This window comes from Pseudomonas sp. JC1203 (assembly GCF_056175065.1).
This window is the reverse complement of sequence record NZ_JBWCAM010000023.1, coordinates 93,728-109,953: the sequence shown is the minus strand read 5'-3', so window position 1 is coordinate 109,953 and position 16,226 is coordinate 93,728. Positions and strand designations below refer to the sequence as shown.

The window sequence follows — 16,226 nt, the reverse complement described above, 5'->3', positions numbered from 1 at the left end:
GTGGCCGAAATTGATCCAGATCAATTTCAAATGGCCATCACTGTGTGGCAAAGCGCCACACCACCGACCATCTTGTATGACAACTTCACTTTTCCTGTAGGAGCGGACCGTGTCCGCGAAGCCTCCACCGCTCACGGCCTGACACACCGCAGCGCCTGGTTCGCGGGCACGGCCCGCTCCTACAGCTAGCTCTTATGCCTGAAGGTTTGCGTTTAGCGCCCATCTAGATCAACACATTCCGTAGAATCCATTGCTTCTACCTCATCCTACTTGTACGATGACTGTCAACAGGGGACACCCTGCCACCTACCCGCATAAAAATAATCAGTGGGAGATTTTGAATTGTGAGCAATTCAACGCAGTCCTCTGCCGTCGTCGACGGCGATCCGCTACTGGCGCGCACCGTCGCCAAAGTGAAGAGCCACGTGCTCCCACTCTTCGTCCTGATGTTCATCGTCAACTACATCGACCGGGTCAACATCGGCTTCGTGCGCACGCACATGGAGCACGACCTGGGCATCGGTGCCGCGGCCTATGGCCTGGGCGCCGGGTTGTTCTTCATCGGCTACGCGTTGTTCGAAGTGCCCTCCAACATTTTGCTGCAGAAGGTCGGCGCCCGCGTCTGGCTGACGCGCATCATGTTCACCTGGGGCATCGTCGCCACGATGATGGCCTTCGTGCAGAACGAAGCCCAGTTCTACATCCTGCGGGTGTTGCTGGGCGTGGCCGAAGCCGGCTTCTTCCCCGGCGTGCTGTATTACTTCACCCGCTGGCTGCCCGGCGCCGAGCGCGGCAAGGCCATCGCCATCTTCCTCAGCGGTTCGGCCGCAGCCTCGTTGATCTCCGGCCCGCTGTCGGGTGCGCTGCTGCAACTGGACGGCCTGGGCCTGCACGGCTGGCAGTGGATGTTCGCCATCGAAGGCATGGTCTCGGTGCTGCTGGGCTTCGTCGTGTGGTTCTGGCTCGACTCCAAGCCCCACGACGCCAAGTGGCTGAGCCGCGAAGAGCAGGACAGCCTGGTGGCCGCCATCGACCAGGAACAGAAAGACCGCGAGGCCCTGCAGACCGTCAAGCCCACCCTGGGCAAGCTGCTCAAGGACGGCCAGATCCTGATCTTCTGCGTGCTGTACTTCTGTATCCAGCTGACCATCTATGCCGCCACCTTCTGGCTGCCCAGCATCATCAAGAAAATGGGTGACCTCAGCGACCTGCAGGTGGGCTTCTTCAACTCCATTCCCTGGCTGATCTCGATCATTGCCATGTACGGCTTCGCCGCGCTGTCGGGCAAATTCCGCTTCCAGCAGGCCTGGGTCGCCACCGCGCTGCTGATCGCCGCCGCCGGCATGTTCCTGTCCACCACCGGCGGGCCGGTGTTTGCCTTCGTCGCGGTGTGCTTTGCGGCCATCGGCTTCAAGTCTGCCTCGTCGCTGTTCTGGCCCATTCCCCAGGCGTACCTGGACGTGCGCATCGCCGCCGCGGTCATCGCGCTGATCAACTCCCTGGGCAACCTGGGCGGCTTCGTCGCCCCGGCCACCTTCGGCCTGCTGGAACAGAGCACCGGCTCGATCCAGGGTGGCCTGTATGGCCTGACGGCCACCTCGATCCTGGCCGCAGTGCTGGTGTTCTTCGCCCGCACCCAGCCCAAAGCCCCGACCGCCACCCCGAGCGCGCCGCTGCATGGCACCGCGCTGGGCAAGGCCCACTGATTCCCAAGCACACAGGAACCCGACATGAGCACCCAACGCACCCCCGTCGTCACCCAACTGCAAGTGATCCCCGTGGCCGGCCACGACAGCATGCTGATGAACCTCAGCGGCGCCCACGGCCCGTACTTCACCCGCAACATCGTGATTCTCACCGACAGCAGCGGCAACACCGGTGTGGGCGAAGTACCCGGCGGCGAGCGCATTCGCGAAACCCTGGAAGACGCCCGCAGCCTGGTGGTGGGCCAGCCCATCGGCCAGTACCAGCGCGTGCTCAACCAGATGCGCACCACCTTTGCCGCCCGTGACGCCGCCGGCCGTGGCCTGCAGACCTTCGACCTGCGCATCACCATCCACGCCGTAACAGCCATGGAAGCCGCCCTGCTCGACCTGCTGGGCCAGTTTCTGGAAGTGCCGGTGGCCGCCCTGCTGGGTGAAGGCCAGCAGCGCGACGCGGTGAAAATGCTCGGCTACCTGTTCTACGTCGGCGACCGCAGCGCCACCAGCCTGGCCTACCGCAGCGAGCCCGACGCCAGCGACGAGTGGAGCCGCCTGCGTCACGAAACCGCCATGACCCCCGAGGCCGTGGTGCGCCTGGCCGAGGCCGCCAAGGCCAAGTACGGCTTCAACGACTTCAAGCTCAAGGGCGGCGTGCTGCGCGGCGCCGAAGAAATCGAAGCCGTCACCGCCCTGGCCGAGCGCTTCCCCGACGCGCGCATCACCCTTGACCCCAACGGCGCCTGGTCGCTGAAGGAAGCCATTGCCCTGTGCCGCGACCAGCACAAGGTACTGGCCTACGCCGAAGACCCGTGCGGCGCCGAAAACGGTTACTCGGGCCGTGAGGTAATGGCCGAATTCCGCCGCGCCACCGGCCTGCCCACCGCCACCAACATGATCGCCACCGACTGGCGCGAAATGGGCCACGCCATCCAGCTGCAATCGGTGGACATCCCCCTGGCAGACCCGCACTTCTGGACCATGCAGGGCTCGGTGCGCGTGGCGCAGATGTGCAACGAATGGGGCCTGACCTGGGGCTCGCACTCCAACAACCACTTCGACATTTCCCTGGCCATGTTCACCCAGGTGGCCGCCGCCGCCCCCGGCGACATCACCGCCATCGACACCCACTGGATCTGGCAGGACGGCCAGCGCCTGACCAGGGAACCGCTGAAAATCGAAGGCGGCTTCGTCAAGGTACCGGCCAAGCCGGGCCTGGGCGTGGACATCGACATGGACGCCGTGGCCAAGGCCCACGAGCTCTACAAAGGCATGGGCCTGGGCGCCCGCGACGACAGCGTGGCCATGCAGTTCCTGATTCCAGGCTGGAAGTTCGATAACAAGAAGCCGTGCATGGTGCGCTGATAGCGCAATGCCCCGGACGCAGCCTGGCGGCCGCTGCTACAAGCCTTCTGTAGCAGCGGCCGAAGGCCGCGTCCGTCCCCCCTCAATCCTCCACCCCCTGCCCCGCCACCCCACGCTCCCCCTCCACCACATACCCGGTATCGATACTCACCACCACCGACATCCCCGGCCGCAGGCGTTGCGCCTCCGGCTGGTCGGTGTCGACGGTGATGCGCACCGGGATGCGCTGGGCGATCTTGACGAAGTTGCCGGTGGCGTTGTCGGCCTGCAGCAGGCTGAATTCCGAGCCGGTGGCCGGCGAGATACGTTGTACGTGGCCGCGCAGGCGCAGGTGGTTGAGGGCGTCGACAGTGAAGGTGGCGGGTTGGCCGACGCGCACGTTGGCCATCTGGGTTTCCTTCATGTTGGCGATGACCCACAGGGTGTCGGGCACCAGCGCCATCAGTTGCGCGCCGGAGCTGACGTAGGCGCCCAGGCGCACGCTGATCTGCCCCAGCTGGCCGTCGCGCGGGGCGGTGACGCGGGTGTTGGCGTAGTCGATGCGCGCCAGTTCCACCGCGGCTTCGGCGCTGCTGACGGCGGCTTCCAGGGAGGCGCGGTTGACGATGACGGTCTGCAGGTCCTGTTTCGAGATTTCCAGCGCAGCCTTCGCCTGGGCCAGGGCGGCGATGGCGGCGGCATTGGCGGCGCGGGTCACGTCCAGCTCGCTTTTCGACACCGAGCCGTCGCTGACCAGGTCCTGGTTGCGGCGCAGGTCGGCGGCGCTCTTGCGCGCCTGGGCGTCGCTGTCGCCGATGGCGGCCTGGCGCTGCAGGATGGTGGCTTCGGCGCTGCGCCTCTGTTGCAGGTTGTTGGCCAGGGAGGCCTTGGCCTGGTCCAGTTGCGCCAGGGACTGGTCGACCTTCTGCTTGTAGATACGGTCGTCGAGGCGCACCAGCAGGTCGCCGGCCTTGACGAACTGGAAGTCCTGCACCGGCACCTCGAACACGTAGCCGCTCAGTTGCGGGCCGATGATGGTGGTCTGGCCGCGCACCAAGGCGTCCTCGGTGCTCTCGATCTTGCTGCTGAACGGCGGCAACTCCCAAGCGTACAGCACGATCAGCACGCCGACGATGGCGATGCTGGCGAACATCAGCGAGGAAATGACCCGCACCCGCAGCGAGCGCGGCGCCGTGGCGGCCGGGGCTACGCCCTCAGGGGTGGAGGCGATGGCGTTGGTGGTCGTGGTGGTCGGTTCGGTCATGAATGGGGAGCGCCGCTGGCAGGTACGGGAGGCGGCGCCGGTGGGGCCGCCTGGGTGGTGGTGAGCAGCCACAGGCTGCGGATGAATATCCAGAGCATGGTCAGCACCGCGACGCCGGCGATGAACATGAACACGTCGTTGTAGGCCAGGATGTTGGCTTCCCGGGTGGCCACGGTGGACAGCGCGCGGTAACCCAGGTTGGTGCGCAGCGATGGGTCGGCCACGGTGGAAGCATAGCTGGCCGCCCCGCTCTGCACCCGCGCGACAACCCGTGGGTCCAACAGGGTGAGCTGTTCGACGATGACGCTGGAATGGAATTTTTCCCGCACGATCTGGTAGGTGCCCAGCAGCGCCGCGCCGATCAGGCTGCCGAGGTTATTGCAGATACCGAACAGCACCGAGAAGCTGATCAGGTTGCGCGGGTTGGTGATGACGTTGCGGGTGCCCAGGGCCATGGTCGGGCCGACGAAGAAGGTGCCGCCGAAGGCCAGCAGGAACTGGCTGAAGTACATGTTCCAGGGCCGCGTGAGGTTGTTGGAGAACGAGTCCATGTAGGAGCCGGTGGCCATCAGCGCCAGGGACACGATCAGCGGCATGAACAGGTGCTCGGGGCGGATGGTCCAGGCGCTTACCACCAACCCCGACACCGCGCCCACCAGCATCACGAAATACAGGCTGCGCATCTGTTCCTGGCTCATGTTCAACGCTTGCAGGAAGCCCACCGCGCCGGTGGATTGCTCGGAAGCCACCATGCGGATCAGGATCACGCTGAGCGCCAGGCGGATGGCCACCCCGCTGCCCAGCCAGCGGGTCATGAGCATGGGGTTGCTGCGGTTATGTTCGATGGCAAGGCCGGTGAAGATCAGGGTGATCGACGCCGCCGACGCCCAGCCGATCCAGGGCGCCGACAGCCACCAGTCGATGCGCCCCAGCGACAGCACCGCGCACAGCAGGGCGAAGCCGGTGGCGAGGATGCCGAAGGTGAGGAAGTCCAGCGGCTCGAAGGTCTTGAAACGGTCGCCGGGGGGCAGCTTGAGCATGAACACGCAACCCAGGGCGGTCAGCGCCAGCCCCAGCTCGAACAGGTACAGGCCGCGCCATTCAGCGATCTGCAGCAGGTCTTCGGAGAACACCCGCGCCAGGGGCAGCGCCAACTGCGAGGCGCCCAACCCCAGCACCAGGGCCTTCAGCCGCCATTTTGCCGGGAACGCCTGGGTCATGTAATACAGGCCCAGGGAACTCAGCGCCGCGCCCACCATGCCGTGGGCGGCGCGCACGGCGACGGCCGAGCCCAGGTCGTTGACGAACAGGTGGGCGAAGGTGACCAGGGCGTACAGCACCAGGAAACCCTCGGTGAACGCCCGCAGGCCGAACTGCTGGCGAAACTTCACCAGCACCAGGTTCATGGAAATATTGGTCATGACGTAGGCGGCCGGCAGCCAGGCCATTTCCGCCTGGGTGGCGCCCAGCGCGCCCTGCAGGAATTGCAGGTTGGCGGTGACCAGTGCGTTGCCCAGGCCACCGGTGATGGCCACCAGCAGCCCCACCGCGGCAAAGGCCAGGCGCTTGGGCGTGGAATGCAGCGGCGTCGACGGTGAACCAGGCAACGTCGGCTTTTCGTGGGGCAGCCATTGGTGAGGGGCGTAACGGTCCATTGGCACCTGTTGGAGTCGGAAAAACGTTGACCCTATGAGGGTACCAGTAAATCCGACTGCAACGCGTTGCGCCAGTTCGCAGGCTCACGATGCAAATCCGTAGCCGCTGCCGTAAGGCTGCGCTGGCCCCGGAGTACGCTGAAGATCTCCAGCGAGACTTAGGGCCAGCGCAGCCTGGCGGCAGCGGCTACGGGGTCAGCCGATACACACCTTGCCATCGAACAGCAACCGCGCCGTACGCACCAGGCCGCAACTGATGACCTGGCCGTTGTCGGTGTGCACCGCCACGGTGAACTCGCCGGTGGGGTGTTCCACCGCCAGGCGCTTGTGGGCGCCAGCGGGCACCACGCCAAGGCCATCGGCCACCGACCCCGGGTACAGGCAGGCGGTGGCGACGCTGACCGCGCCGAACACGCCGATGGAAGCGTGGCACTTGTGCGGGATGAAACTGCGGCTACTGATGGCCCCACCCTGTTGCGGCGCCGCCACCAGGCACATTTTCGGCACGGTGCGCGCGCTGACGTCGCCCAGGTTCATGGCTGGGCCGGCCTGCAGGCGGATGGACTCCAGGCGCGCCTTCAGTTCAGTGTCGGCGTCCAGTTCGGCGCGGCTTTCGTAACCCGTGCGGCCCAGGTCGGCGGCGCGGATCAGCACCACCGGCATGCCGTTGTCGATACAAGTCACCGCCACGCCGTCGAAGGTGTCGACGACATTGCCGGTAGGAAACAGCGCACCACAGCTGGAACCGGCAATGTCGTCGAAGTCGATGACAATGGCCGCCGAAGTGCCCGGCACGCCGTCGATACGGGTAGCACCGGCGTAGGCCACCTCGCCGCCCGGGGTCTGCACCTGGGCGGTGGCGGTCTGGCCGGTGTTCTCCATGAAGATGCGCACCGCCGTCACGTCGCCGCTGGCCTTGACCAGGCCGCGTTCCAGGGCAAAGGGGCCGACCCCGGCGAGGATGTTGCCGCAGTTCTGGCCGTAGTCCACCCGCGGTTCATCCACCACCACCTGGGCAAACAGGTAGTCGACGTCCACGCCGGGGCGCGTCGAAGGCTTGATGATGGCCACCTTGCTGGTCAGCGAGTCGCCGCCGCCGATGCCGTCGATCTGCCGGGCGTCGGGCGAGCCCATGGCCGCCAGCAGCAGGCGGTCGCGGGCGGCGCTGTCGGCGGGCAGGTCGCTGGCCAGGAAGTAGGCACCCTTGGAGGTACCGCCGCGGATCATCAGGCACGGAATTCGACGCTGGGCCACGGTGTCAGTCCTCCAGTTCGCTGGCGTCGTCCACGTAGCGCAGGCCCTTCTCGGCCAGGCGTGGGCGCATGTTGTAGATGTCCAGGCCCAACTCGCCGCTGGCCAGGCGCAGGCGCTTGGCCTCTTCCAGGTCGGCGCGCTTGCGGGCGGCCTCGACCACCGCCGGCAGTTCGGCGCGGCGCACCACCACCACGCCGTCATCGTCGGCCAGCACCACGTCGCCCGGCTCTACCAGCTGGCCGGCGCAGATTACCGGGATGTTCACCGAACCCAGGGTTTCCTTGATGGTGCCCTGGGCGTGCACGGCCCTGGACCACACGTGGAAGCCCATTTCACGCAAAGTGTGGGTGTCGCGCACGCCGGCTTCCAGGATCAGGCCGCGCACGCCGCGGGCCTGCAGCGAGGTGGCCAACAGGTCGCCGAAGTAACCGTCGGTGCAGGGCGAGCTGGGTGCCACCACCAGGATATCACCGGCCTTGCACTGCTCCACGGCGACGTGGAACATCCAGTTGTCGCCCGGCGCCACCAGCACGGTCACTGCCGAGCCGCTGATGGCCACGCCTTGCTGGATGGGGCGCATGAACGGCGCCAGCAGGCCCTTGCGGCCCTGGGCCTCGTGCACGGTGGCCACGCCGTATTGACGCAGTTCGTCGATCAGGGCGCTGTCGGCGCGTTGGATATTGCGCACTACGACGCCAGTCTTTCCTGCGAGGCTCATCCCAGGTTCTCCGTTACGCGAGGGAAGATGCTCTGGTAGCCCTCGCCGTAGATGATGTCTTTCTTGGCGGTGATGCCGATGTTGCGCTTGGCTTGCACGCCGCGTTGCAGGGCTACGCGAGTGTAGTACTCCCACAGGTGTTCCTGGCCGGCCATGCACTGGATGGCGGCGTACTTCTGGTCCCACACCTCGGTGATGTCCAGCAGCACGTCGGGCTTCCACTCGCACTGCTCGGGCTGGTGCGGCTCGAAGCTGTACACCGGCGGTGCACCGACGATTTTCTCGCCCGGCTTGTAGCCTTCGGCCTGGGCGATGATGCGCGCTTCCTGGGCCAGGTGGGTGGCCAGCGGGTGGTCGTAGTTGTAGGGGTCTTTGAGCGAGTGGCTGAGCACGAACTCCGGCTGCACGCGGCGGAACACGTCGGCCAGGCGGAACAGGGTGTCGGTGTCGGCGCGCATCGGGTAGTCGCCGATGTCGAAGAATTCGACGGTGGCGCCCAGCACTTCGGCGGCAGCCTCGGCTTCCTGGCGGCGGCCGGCCTTGACGATTTCCTCGGTCATGCCCGGGCCCTTGCGCCACATTTTCGCTGACTCGCCACGCTCGCCGAACGACAGGCAGACGATGTGCACGGCGTAGCCCTGCTTGGCGTGCAGGGCAATGGCGCCACCGGCGCGCCAGACGAAGTCGGCAGAGTGGGCACTGACCACCAGGGCGGTCTTGTTGGTATTGGCAGACATGGCGGGCTCCTGTGTTGGGAATGGCTTCATCCTGTCACGCAGCCTTGGCGCGGAACATTGCCTTCAGTTAGGCTAGGTATACTTTTTATTTATCGGGACCTGCGCCATGGTCGATGAACTGCCCAACCTGCTACAGGTCCGCGCCTTTGTGCGCGTGGCCGAACATGGCAGCATTTCCCGCGCATCCACGCTCATGTACCGCGCCCAGTCGGTGGTCACCCGGGCCATCCGCGACCTTGAGGTGCGCCTGGACGTGCCGCTGTTCGAGCGCCACGCCAGCGGCATGCTGCTGACCGACCAGGGCAAGCGCGTGCTGGCCCGCGCGCGGCGTACCCTGGCAGAACTGGAGAGCGTGCCGGCGCTGCTGGGCAACGTCGCCGGCCATGCCGCCGAGCCGCTGTACCTGCTGAACGCGCGCCGCCTGGAGCTGTTCATCGCGCTGTGCCAGACCCGCCACATGCAGACCGTGGCCAGCCTCTACGGCCTGACCCAGCCGGCGGTCAGCGCGGCGCTGAAGGTGCTGGAAGGCGGCAGCGGCTGCCTGCTGTTCGAACGCTCGTCCCGCGGGCTGCAACCCACCCGCGCCGCCAGCGAGATCCTCGCGCCGCTGCGCCGGGCCCTGAACGAGCTGCGCCACATCGACGCCGACCTGGCCGCCCTGCGCGGTTCGCTGCAGGGCACGGTCAACGTCGGCGCCCTGCCCCTGGGCCGCAACCGCCTGCTGCCGGCCGCCATCGTCGCGCTCACGGCCCAGCACCCGGGCGTGCGCGTGGCCACCAATGAAAGCCCGTTCGAGCTGCTGGCGTCGGAGTTGCGTGCGGGGGATGTGGATTTTGTCTTCGGCGCCCTGCGCCCGGCAGACTTCGCCAGCGACCTGCACGGCGAGGCGCTGCTGACCGAGGCCATGGTGCTGTTGGCCCGCCGCGATCACCCGCTGCAAGGCAAGGCCATCGGCCCGGCCGACCTGCAGAGCATGCGCTGGGTGCTGCCACGCGCCGGCAGCCCGGCACGCGGGCTGCTGAACAACCAGTTCGCCGCCTGGGGCTTCGACGCGCCGCTGCCGGTGGTGGAAAGCGCTGACCTGGCGATCATCCGGGGCCTGTTACTGGGCTCGGACATGATCGCCGCGGTGTCAGCCCACCAGTTGGGCCACGAGATCGACAGCGGCGAGCTGCAGCCGCTGAACCTTGAGTTGCCGCTGACCGCGCGGCCCATCGGCCTCACCTACCGCAGCGCCGGCCTGCATGCGCCGGCGGCCCAGGCGTTGATGGAGCAGATTCGCGCCGAGGTGGCTCAGCGCTTGCCTGCCACCGAGTAAAGGACCTGCTGGTTGCGGGTCTTCTGGAAGTCTTCCAGCGACAGGCCACGGAAGGCTGCGTAGATGTGCAGGTTGGACACCCCCACCACCGCGCCCAGCTTCTCCAGCAGGAAGAAGATCACGCCGTATTGCAGCAGCCCCAGCCAGTCGCGGCGGCGCACCAGCTCACGCTCTTCCTCGCTCAGCTGCGCCTCTTCGAACAGCGCCTCGGGGTCAGCCAGGAAGCGTTCGCGGAAGGCCGGCACGATCAGCTCGTGCAGGAAGCGGTTGAGGCGGTAGCCCTTGTGGCTGCGCTCCAGGGTGAAGGGGTAGGTGCCGGGCAGGTTTTCCACGCCCTTGAGCTGATGGTCGATGTGCTCGCGGTGGCGCGCCAGCACGTCCACCGGTACGTCGCGGGCCTGGTTTTCCAATACCAGGGTGGCGATGCCGGTCATCGAGGGCAGGTAGTAGCCCTGGTGGCGCTTGATGACGTTGGCCGACAGCGCGCCGCGCATGATCAGCCAGGTAATCACTTCCGAGCCTTCCATGCCGCCCAGCTCGGCATACTCGGCCAGGGTGATGTCGGTGAGGCGCTGCGGGTCGTTCACCAGCAGGTCGAGGAATTGCGCGTCCCACTCCGGGTTGTTGAAGCCGCAGCGCTCGCCGTGCACCTGGTGCGACACGCCGCCGGTGGCCACCACGGCGACCTTGATGTCCTCGGGGAAGCTTTCGATGGCGCGGCGCAGGGCCTGGCCCAGCTTGTAGCAGCGCTTGGCGCTGGGGATAGGGAACTGCAGCACGCCCACGTGCAGCGGCACCACTTGCACCGGCCACTCGGTGTCGAACGGCAGCAACGCCGACATGGGCGAGAACAGGCCGTGGTCCACGGGCTTGTCGCGGAAGAACGACATGTCGAACTCATCTGCCATCAGGCTGCGGCCGATGTGCCGCGACAGCTCGGCGTGGCCACCGATGGCCGGGATGGCGCGCTTGCCACCGCCCTCGTCGGCCACTTCGTAGCGCTCGTCCACGCCCAGGCAGAAGGCCGAGTAGTGGTCGAAGAAGAACGAGGTCACATGGTCATTGAAAATGTAGAACAGCACGTCGGGCTGCTTCTCTTCGAGCCAGGCCTTGATCGGCTCGAAGTCCTTGAAGATCGGCGCCCACGCAGCCTCTTCCTGCTTGTTGTTGTCCACGGCAAAACCGATGGTAGGCGTGTGGGAAACGGCGAGACCGCCAATAATGCGCGCCATGCAAACCTCTGCTCGCTGGAAATGAAATTATTGTGATGAGGCAGGCTACCCCAGGCCTTGGCCAGCGTCGTCTGTGTAATGGTTATAGAGGGGTCGTTTTTATTTATCGCCTGCGCGCATGGTAACTATTAACGCGAACGCTCTGGCCTGCGGCTCCCCATAGGCTTAGCCTTGGCACGCAAATTCGTTTTGTGGGAGCTGGCTTGCCAGCGAGTTTTTATGGCCCCAACAACTCGCTGGCAAGCCAGCTCCCACAAACAGCAGCGTCTACGCCATCTGACAGAGCCCCGCCCCATGACCAGCCTCACCGAGCCCGTGCACATGCAGCACCCCACCATGACCCGCGCCATGGTGGCGCTGTTTGCGTTCTGCTGTGGCGCCATCGTCGCCAATATCTACTACGCCCAGCCGATCATCGAGCTGATCGCCCCGGACATCGGCCTGTCGGCCCACGGCGCCAGCCTGATCGTGTCGCTGACGCAGATCGGCTACGCCGCCGGCATCTTCTTCCTGGTGCCGCTGGCCGACCTGCTGGAAAACCGCAAGCTGATGCTCGCCACCACCCTGCTCGCCACGCTCAGCCTGATCGGCGCGGCGCTGAGCCAGCAGCCCGGTGTATTCCTGGTGGTGTCGCTGCTGATCGGCTTCAGTTCGGTGTCGGTGCAAATGCTGATTCCGCTGGCCGCGCACATGGCCGACGAAAGCTCGCGCGGCCGCGTGGTGGGCAGCATCATGGGTGGCTTGCTGGTGGGCATATTGCTGGCCCGGCCGCTGTCCAGCGTGATCGCCGACCACTTCGGCTGGCGCGCGGTGTTCTACGTCGCCGCCGTGGTGATGGTGGCGATCACCCTGGTGATGGCCCGCACCATCCCCCACCGCCAGCCCGACCACAGCGCCAGCTACGGCCAGTTGCTGGCCTCGCTGGGCACCCTGGTGCGCCGCCATCGGCTGTTGCGCCAGCGCTCGCTGTACCAGGGCATGATGTTCGCCACCTTCAGCCTGTTCTGGACTGCGGTGCCACTGGAGTTGTCGCGGGTACACGGCCTGAGCCAGAGCCAGATCGCCATTTTCGCCCTGGTGGGGGCCATCGGCGCCATAGCCGCACCCATCGCCGGGCGCCTGGCCGATGCCGGCCACACCCGTCGCGCCTCGCTGGTGGCCATGGTGCTGGCGCCGCTGAGCTTCACCACCGCCCTGCTGCTGCCCGGTTACGCCGTAATTGCCCTGGCCCTGACCGGGGTGCTGCTGGACTTCGCCGTGCAGATGAACATGGTGCTGGGCCAGCGCATCATCTACAGCCTGGACGCCAGCAGCCGCGCCCGCCTGAACGCGCTGTACGTGACCAGCATCTTCGTCGGCGGCGCGGTGGGCTCGGCCATCGCCAGCAGCCTGTACGAGGCAGGCGGCTGGGCGTTGATCGTCAAGGTGGGGTGTGCGATTCCGCTGGTAGGCCTGCTGGCCTTCCTGTGGAACAGCCGGTTCAAGGCAGCAGAATGACCTTCTGGCTGCTGCCGCCGTTGACGTCGGCGTAGGCCGCCAGGCCGTCGGCCAGCGGCACTTCCAGCAGGTCCACGGGCAACGGCAGGGTGCCGTTGTCGAAGTGCTGGCCGAACTGTTCGAGCATGCGTGCGCAGGCGGCGCAGTTGTACAGCAGGCTGTTGACGCCCACCAGCACGCCACCCTTGCGGTACAGGCCCAGCGCCGGGAATTCCACCAGGCCGTTGACCGGCGCGGCGATGATGGCGATGCGGCCAAAGGTGGCCAGCGCGCCGACCGCGGCCGGCAGCCAGAAGCCGGTGGTGTCGAAGATCACCTCGGCGCCGCCGGGGAATACCGCTTCCACCTGGGCCGCCAGGGTCTCGGCCTGGTCCAGCAGAATCACTTCATAACCCTGCGCCTGCAGCGCCTTGGCCTGCTCCGGGCGGCGCACGGCGGCCAGCACCTGGGCGCCGCGCACCCGGGCCAGGGCCATGGCGGCGGTGCCTACCGCGCCGTTGGCACCCAGCACCAGGAAACGCGTGCCCTGGGTAACCTGGCTGCGCTCCACCGCATCCCACGCCGTGGTGTAGGGCACGCCCAGGCTGGCGGCCTGGGTGAAGCTCAAGGCCTTGGGCTTGAGTGCCACGCCATCGGCGGGCACGGTCAGGTACTGGGCATGGCTGCCGTCGTGCTTGAAGCCCAGGTCGCTGCCGGTGCCCCACACGTCCTGCCCCAGCAGGTGCTGCGGGCCTTCGATGACCACGCCGGCGAAATCGCGGCCCGGCACCCGTGGCAGCGTGGTATAGGGGAAGCGTCCGAGCACGTTCTTGACGTCGCTGGGGTTCAGGCCGGCGGCCTTGACCTGCACCAGCACCTGGCCCTGCACGGGCACCGGGTTGGGCAGTTGGACGACGTTCAGGTTGGCCAGATCACCGGTGCGGTTGAATTGCAGCGCTTTCATGGGGTACTCCCTGGGGTTGATGCCCGGCAGTCTATGGCCGATGGGACCGGGGTACCGGTCAAGCGCTTCATCCTGCCGGCCATAACGTTTCCCGAACCCCGCGTGATGGGGTGAACTGGGAGGGCGCCACACCCAGGGCGCGCTTGAACATGTCGCTGAAGCTGCTGGGCGAATAGCCCATGGTGCGGGCAATGGTGCTCACCGGCACGCCCTGGATCAGCTCGGCCGCCGCCGTGGCCAGTTGCACCTGGCGGCGCCATTCGGCGAAGCCCATGCCCAGGCTGGCCTGGAACAGCCGCGCCAGGGTGCGCACGCTGGCACCGGCGCTGGCGGCATGCTGCTCGAAAGAGACGTCCAGCGATGGCTGGGCCATCACCGCCTGGCACAGGTTCATCAGCCGCCGGTCGGTGCAGTCCGGCAGCGGCACGCGCATGGCGCTGCGGCGTGCCTTGTGCAGCTCCAGCACTGCCAGTTGCGCCAGCGCCTGGTAGTAATCGCCCTGGCGTTCCGCCTCATGGGCCACCAGGGTCAGGATCAGCTCGCGCAGCAGGCTGCCCACCTCCAGCACCTGCACATGGCTGTCGAGCGTGGCGGCGATGGCCGGGCGCAGGTAGATATTGCGCATCTGCAGGTCGGTCACCACGCGAATGCCATGGGGCACGCCGGGCGGCAGCCATACCGCGCGCTGCGGCGGCACCACCAGCGCCTCGGCCGGCGTTTCCACCCACATCACCCCGCTGACCGCGTACAGCAGCTGCCCCCACGCATGCTCGTGGGGCTCTACGAACAGCCCGCGCGGGTAGGTACGGGCCAAGGGCTGCACGGGTATTTCGGTGTTGCTGAGGTCTGGCGGGGTGGCGATGGCCATGGCGGTGCTGACGCAGAAAGACTAGGCCCATAGGGTAACCATCTGCCCCGGCGGCGGCCAGTAGCCCTTTGGCGGGTAGCCGCGCAGATGAATAATTCTTAACCTTTACAGGTAGATAGTGCGACAGCCCGTCGCAGAGCGTTTAAGCGACCGATCATCGAACCAGTTCGTACATTTCGGCTTGACCCTGGGTAGCGGCTTCAATAGCCTGCCGGGCAACAACTACAAAGACGAGAATCACCCCATGCCTGATAACAACTCGGGCGCAGTGACGATCGCCGCCGCGACTCGTTCCGCTGCTGCCTCTGCCGTGCGCCCCAGCCGTGCCCGCTTTGTGATTTTGACCCTGCTGGCGGTCGGTACCATCATCAACTACCTGGACCGCAGCATCCTGGGGATTGCCGCCCCGACCATGACCGGCGAACTGGGCATCGACCCGGCGCTGATGGGCGTGATGTTCTCCGCCTTCGCCTGGAGCTACGTGCTGGCCCAGGTACCTGGCGGCGCCCTGCTGGACCGCTTCGGCAGCGGCAAGACCTACTTCGTCGCCGCCAGCGCCTGGTCGCTGACCACCCTGCTGCACGGCCTGGTGAACGGCTTCGGTTCGCTGATTGGCCTGCGCCTGCTGCTGGGCGTGAGCGAAGCCACCTGCTTCCCCACCAACAGCCGCGTGGTCGCCACCTGGTTCCCGCAGCAGGAGCGCGCCCGCGCCACCAGCATCTACACCGTCGGCGAATACATCGGCCTGGCCTTCCTCAGCCCGCTGCTGTTCATGCTGCTGGCCCATTACGGCTGGCGCTCGCTGTTCGTGCTGACCGGCGTCATCGGTCTGATCTTCGCGCTGGTGTGGAAAATGCGCTACCGCGAGCCGCACGAGTGCACCAGCGTCAACCAGGCAGAACTGGACTACATCGAAGCCGGTGGCGGCCTGGCGCCGAAAGAGCAGAAGAAAACCCCGTTCTCGTGGGCCAGCCTGCGCAAGCTGCTGGGCTACCGGCAGATCTGGGGCGCGTGCCTGGGCCAGTTCGCCGGCAACGCCACCTTGGTATTCTTCCTGACCTGGTTCCCTACCTACCTGTCCACCGAGCGCCACATGGGCTGGATGAAGATGGGCTTCTTCGCCGTGTTGCCGTTCATTGCCGCCGGCTGCGGCGTGATGCTGGGCGGCTGGTTCTCCGACCGCCTGATCCAGCGCACCGGCAACGCCAGCCTGGGCCGCAAGCTGCCGATCATCGCCGGCCTGCTGATGGCCAGCTGCATCGTGCTGGCCAACTTCGTCGAAAGCGACCAGGCGGTGATCGCCATCCTGTCCATCGCCTTCTTCGGCCAAGGCATGGTCGGCCTGGGCTGGACGGTGATCTCCGACATCGCCCCGAAAAAGCTCATCGGCCTGACCGCCGGCGTGTTCAACCTGGTGACCGGCATGGCCGGCATCATCACCCCGCTGGTGATCGGCTTCATCGTCTCCAGCAGCGGCTCGTTCACCGGTGCGCTGTGGTTCATCGGCGCGGTGGCCCTGGCGGGTGCGCTGGCGTATCTGTTCCTGCTGGGTGAGGTGAAACGCCTGGAAGTCTAACCCCCGTAGCAGCGGCCGCAGGCCGCGTCAGACCACACCGCGCAGGATCTGGCATTCTGCGGTTTACCAAACGCCGATAGGTACCAGCTTCTCTTCCTCAGGCTCGCCATAGCGGAAGCG

At 66.5% G+C, this 16,226-nt stretch carries 13 protein-coding genes; 5 read left to right on the top strand and 8 right to left on the bottom strand.

Translation table 11 applies throughout. The features are described from left to right. The first annotated feature begins 344 nt into the window (after positions 1 to 344). Positions 345 to 1,706, top strand: coding sequence for an MFS transporter (locus tag AC0SZ7_RS27425; RefSeq protein WP_475507310.1), 1,362 nt, complete (start codon positions 345 to 347; stop codon positions 1,704 to 1,706). 24 nt (positions 1,707 to 1,730) lie between these two features. Then, the gene (gene gudD / locus AC0SZ7_RS27420) at positions 1,731 to 3,065 is read left to right on the top strand and encodes a glucarate dehydratase (protein ID WP_475507309.1); all 1,335 of its coding nucleotides are present in this window, start codon (positions 1,731 to 1,733) and stop codon (positions 3,063 to 3,065) included. An 82-nt stretch (positions 3,066 to 3,147) separates the two neighbouring features. On the opposite strand, the gene AC0SZ7_RS27415 is transcribed toward gudD, so the two are convergent. The 5 genes from AC0SZ7_RS27415 to galB form a co-directional block, all read right to left on the bottom strand. After that, complete coding sequence (locus AC0SZ7_RS27415; RefSeq protein ID WP_475507308.1) at positions 3,148 to 4,308, bottom strand: HlyD family secretion protein; 1,161 nt, start codon at positions 4,306 to 4,308, stop codon at positions 3,148 to 3,150. Beyond that, positions 4,305 to 5,963: an MFS transporter gene (locus AC0SZ7_RS27410; protein ID WP_475507307.1), complete on the bottom strand. Its 1,659-nt coding sequence runs from the start codon at positions 5,961 to 5,963 to the stop codon at positions 4,305 to 4,307. Before AC0SZ7_RS27410 ends, AC0SZ7_RS27415 begins: the two co-directional genes overlap by 4 nt. 195 nt (positions 5,964 to 6,158) lie before the next feature. Then, a complete protein-coding gene (locus tag AC0SZ7_RS27405) occupies positions 6,159 to 7,217 on the bottom strand; it encodes a 4-oxalomesaconate tautomerase (protein ID WP_475507306.1) in 1,059 nt (352 codons plus the stop codon). Between the two features lie 4 nt (positions 7,218 to 7,221). Then, entirely contained in the window at positions 7,222 to 7,935 is a 714-nt protein-coding gene (locus AC0SZ7_RS27400) for a 4-carboxy-4-hydroxy-2-oxoadipate aldolase/oxaloacetate decarboxylase (RefSeq protein WP_475507305.1), read from the bottom strand. Beyond that, complete coding sequence (galB, locus tag AC0SZ7_RS27395; protein WP_475507304.1) at positions 7,932 to 8,672, bottom strand: 4-oxalmesaconate hydratase; 741 nt, start codon at positions 8,670 to 8,672, stop codon at positions 7,932 to 7,934. Before galB ends, AC0SZ7_RS27400 begins: the two co-directional genes overlap by 4 nt. Before the next feature lie 106 nt (positions 8,673 to 8,778). Between galB and AC0SZ7_RS27390 the strand changes: the two genes are divergently transcribed. After that, the gene (locus tag AC0SZ7_RS27390) at positions 8,779 to 9,990 is read left to right on the top strand and encodes a LysR family transcriptional regulator (RefSeq protein ID WP_475507303.1); all 1,212 of its coding nucleotides are present in this window, start codon (positions 8,779 to 8,781) and stop codon (positions 9,988 to 9,990) included. Here the strand turns inward: AC0SZ7_RS27390 and AC0SZ7_RS27385 are convergent. Continuing rightward, positions 9,966 to 11,222 carry a gallate dioxygenase gene (locus AC0SZ7_RS27385; RefSeq protein WP_475507302.1) on the bottom strand — a complete coding sequence of 419 codons (1,257 nt, stop codon included), beginning with the start codon at positions 11,220 to 11,222 and terminating at the stop codon, positions 9,966 to 9,968. The genes AC0SZ7_RS27390 and AC0SZ7_RS27385 overlap by 25 nt on opposite strands. Positions 11,223 to 11,516: 294 nt before the next feature. Here AC0SZ7_RS27385 and AC0SZ7_RS27380 point away from each other — a divergent pair, with 294 nt between their 5' ends. Next, positions 11,517 to 12,719, top strand: coding sequence for an MFS transporter (locus AC0SZ7_RS27380; RefSeq protein ID WP_475507301.1), 1,203 nt, complete (start codon positions 11,517 to 11,519; stop codon positions 12,717 to 12,719). Here AC0SZ7_RS27380 and AC0SZ7_RS27375 read toward each other — a convergent pair. Next, positions 12,703 to 13,662: a quinone oxidoreductase family protein gene (locus AC0SZ7_RS27375; protein WP_475507300.1), complete on the bottom strand. Its 960-nt coding sequence runs from the start codon at positions 13,660 to 13,662 to the stop codon at positions 12,703 to 12,705. The two genes, AC0SZ7_RS27380 and AC0SZ7_RS27375, sit on opposite strands and share 17 nt — an antisense overlap. Positions 13,663 to 13,729: 67 nt before the next feature. Continuing rightward, a complete protein-coding gene (locus AC0SZ7_RS27370; RefSeq protein WP_475507299.1) occupies positions 13,730 to 14,530 on the bottom strand; it encodes an AraC family transcriptional regulator in 801 nt (266 codons plus the stop codon). A gap of 310 nt (positions 14,531 to 14,840) precedes the next feature. Between AC0SZ7_RS27370 and AC0SZ7_RS27365 the strand changes: the two genes are divergently transcribed. Further along, entirely contained in the window at positions 14,841 to 16,106 is a 1,266-nt protein-coding gene (locus AC0SZ7_RS27365; RefSeq protein ID WP_475507323.1) for an MFS transporter, read from the top strand. The last annotated feature ends 120 nt before the right edge of the window (positions 16,107 to 16,226 follow it).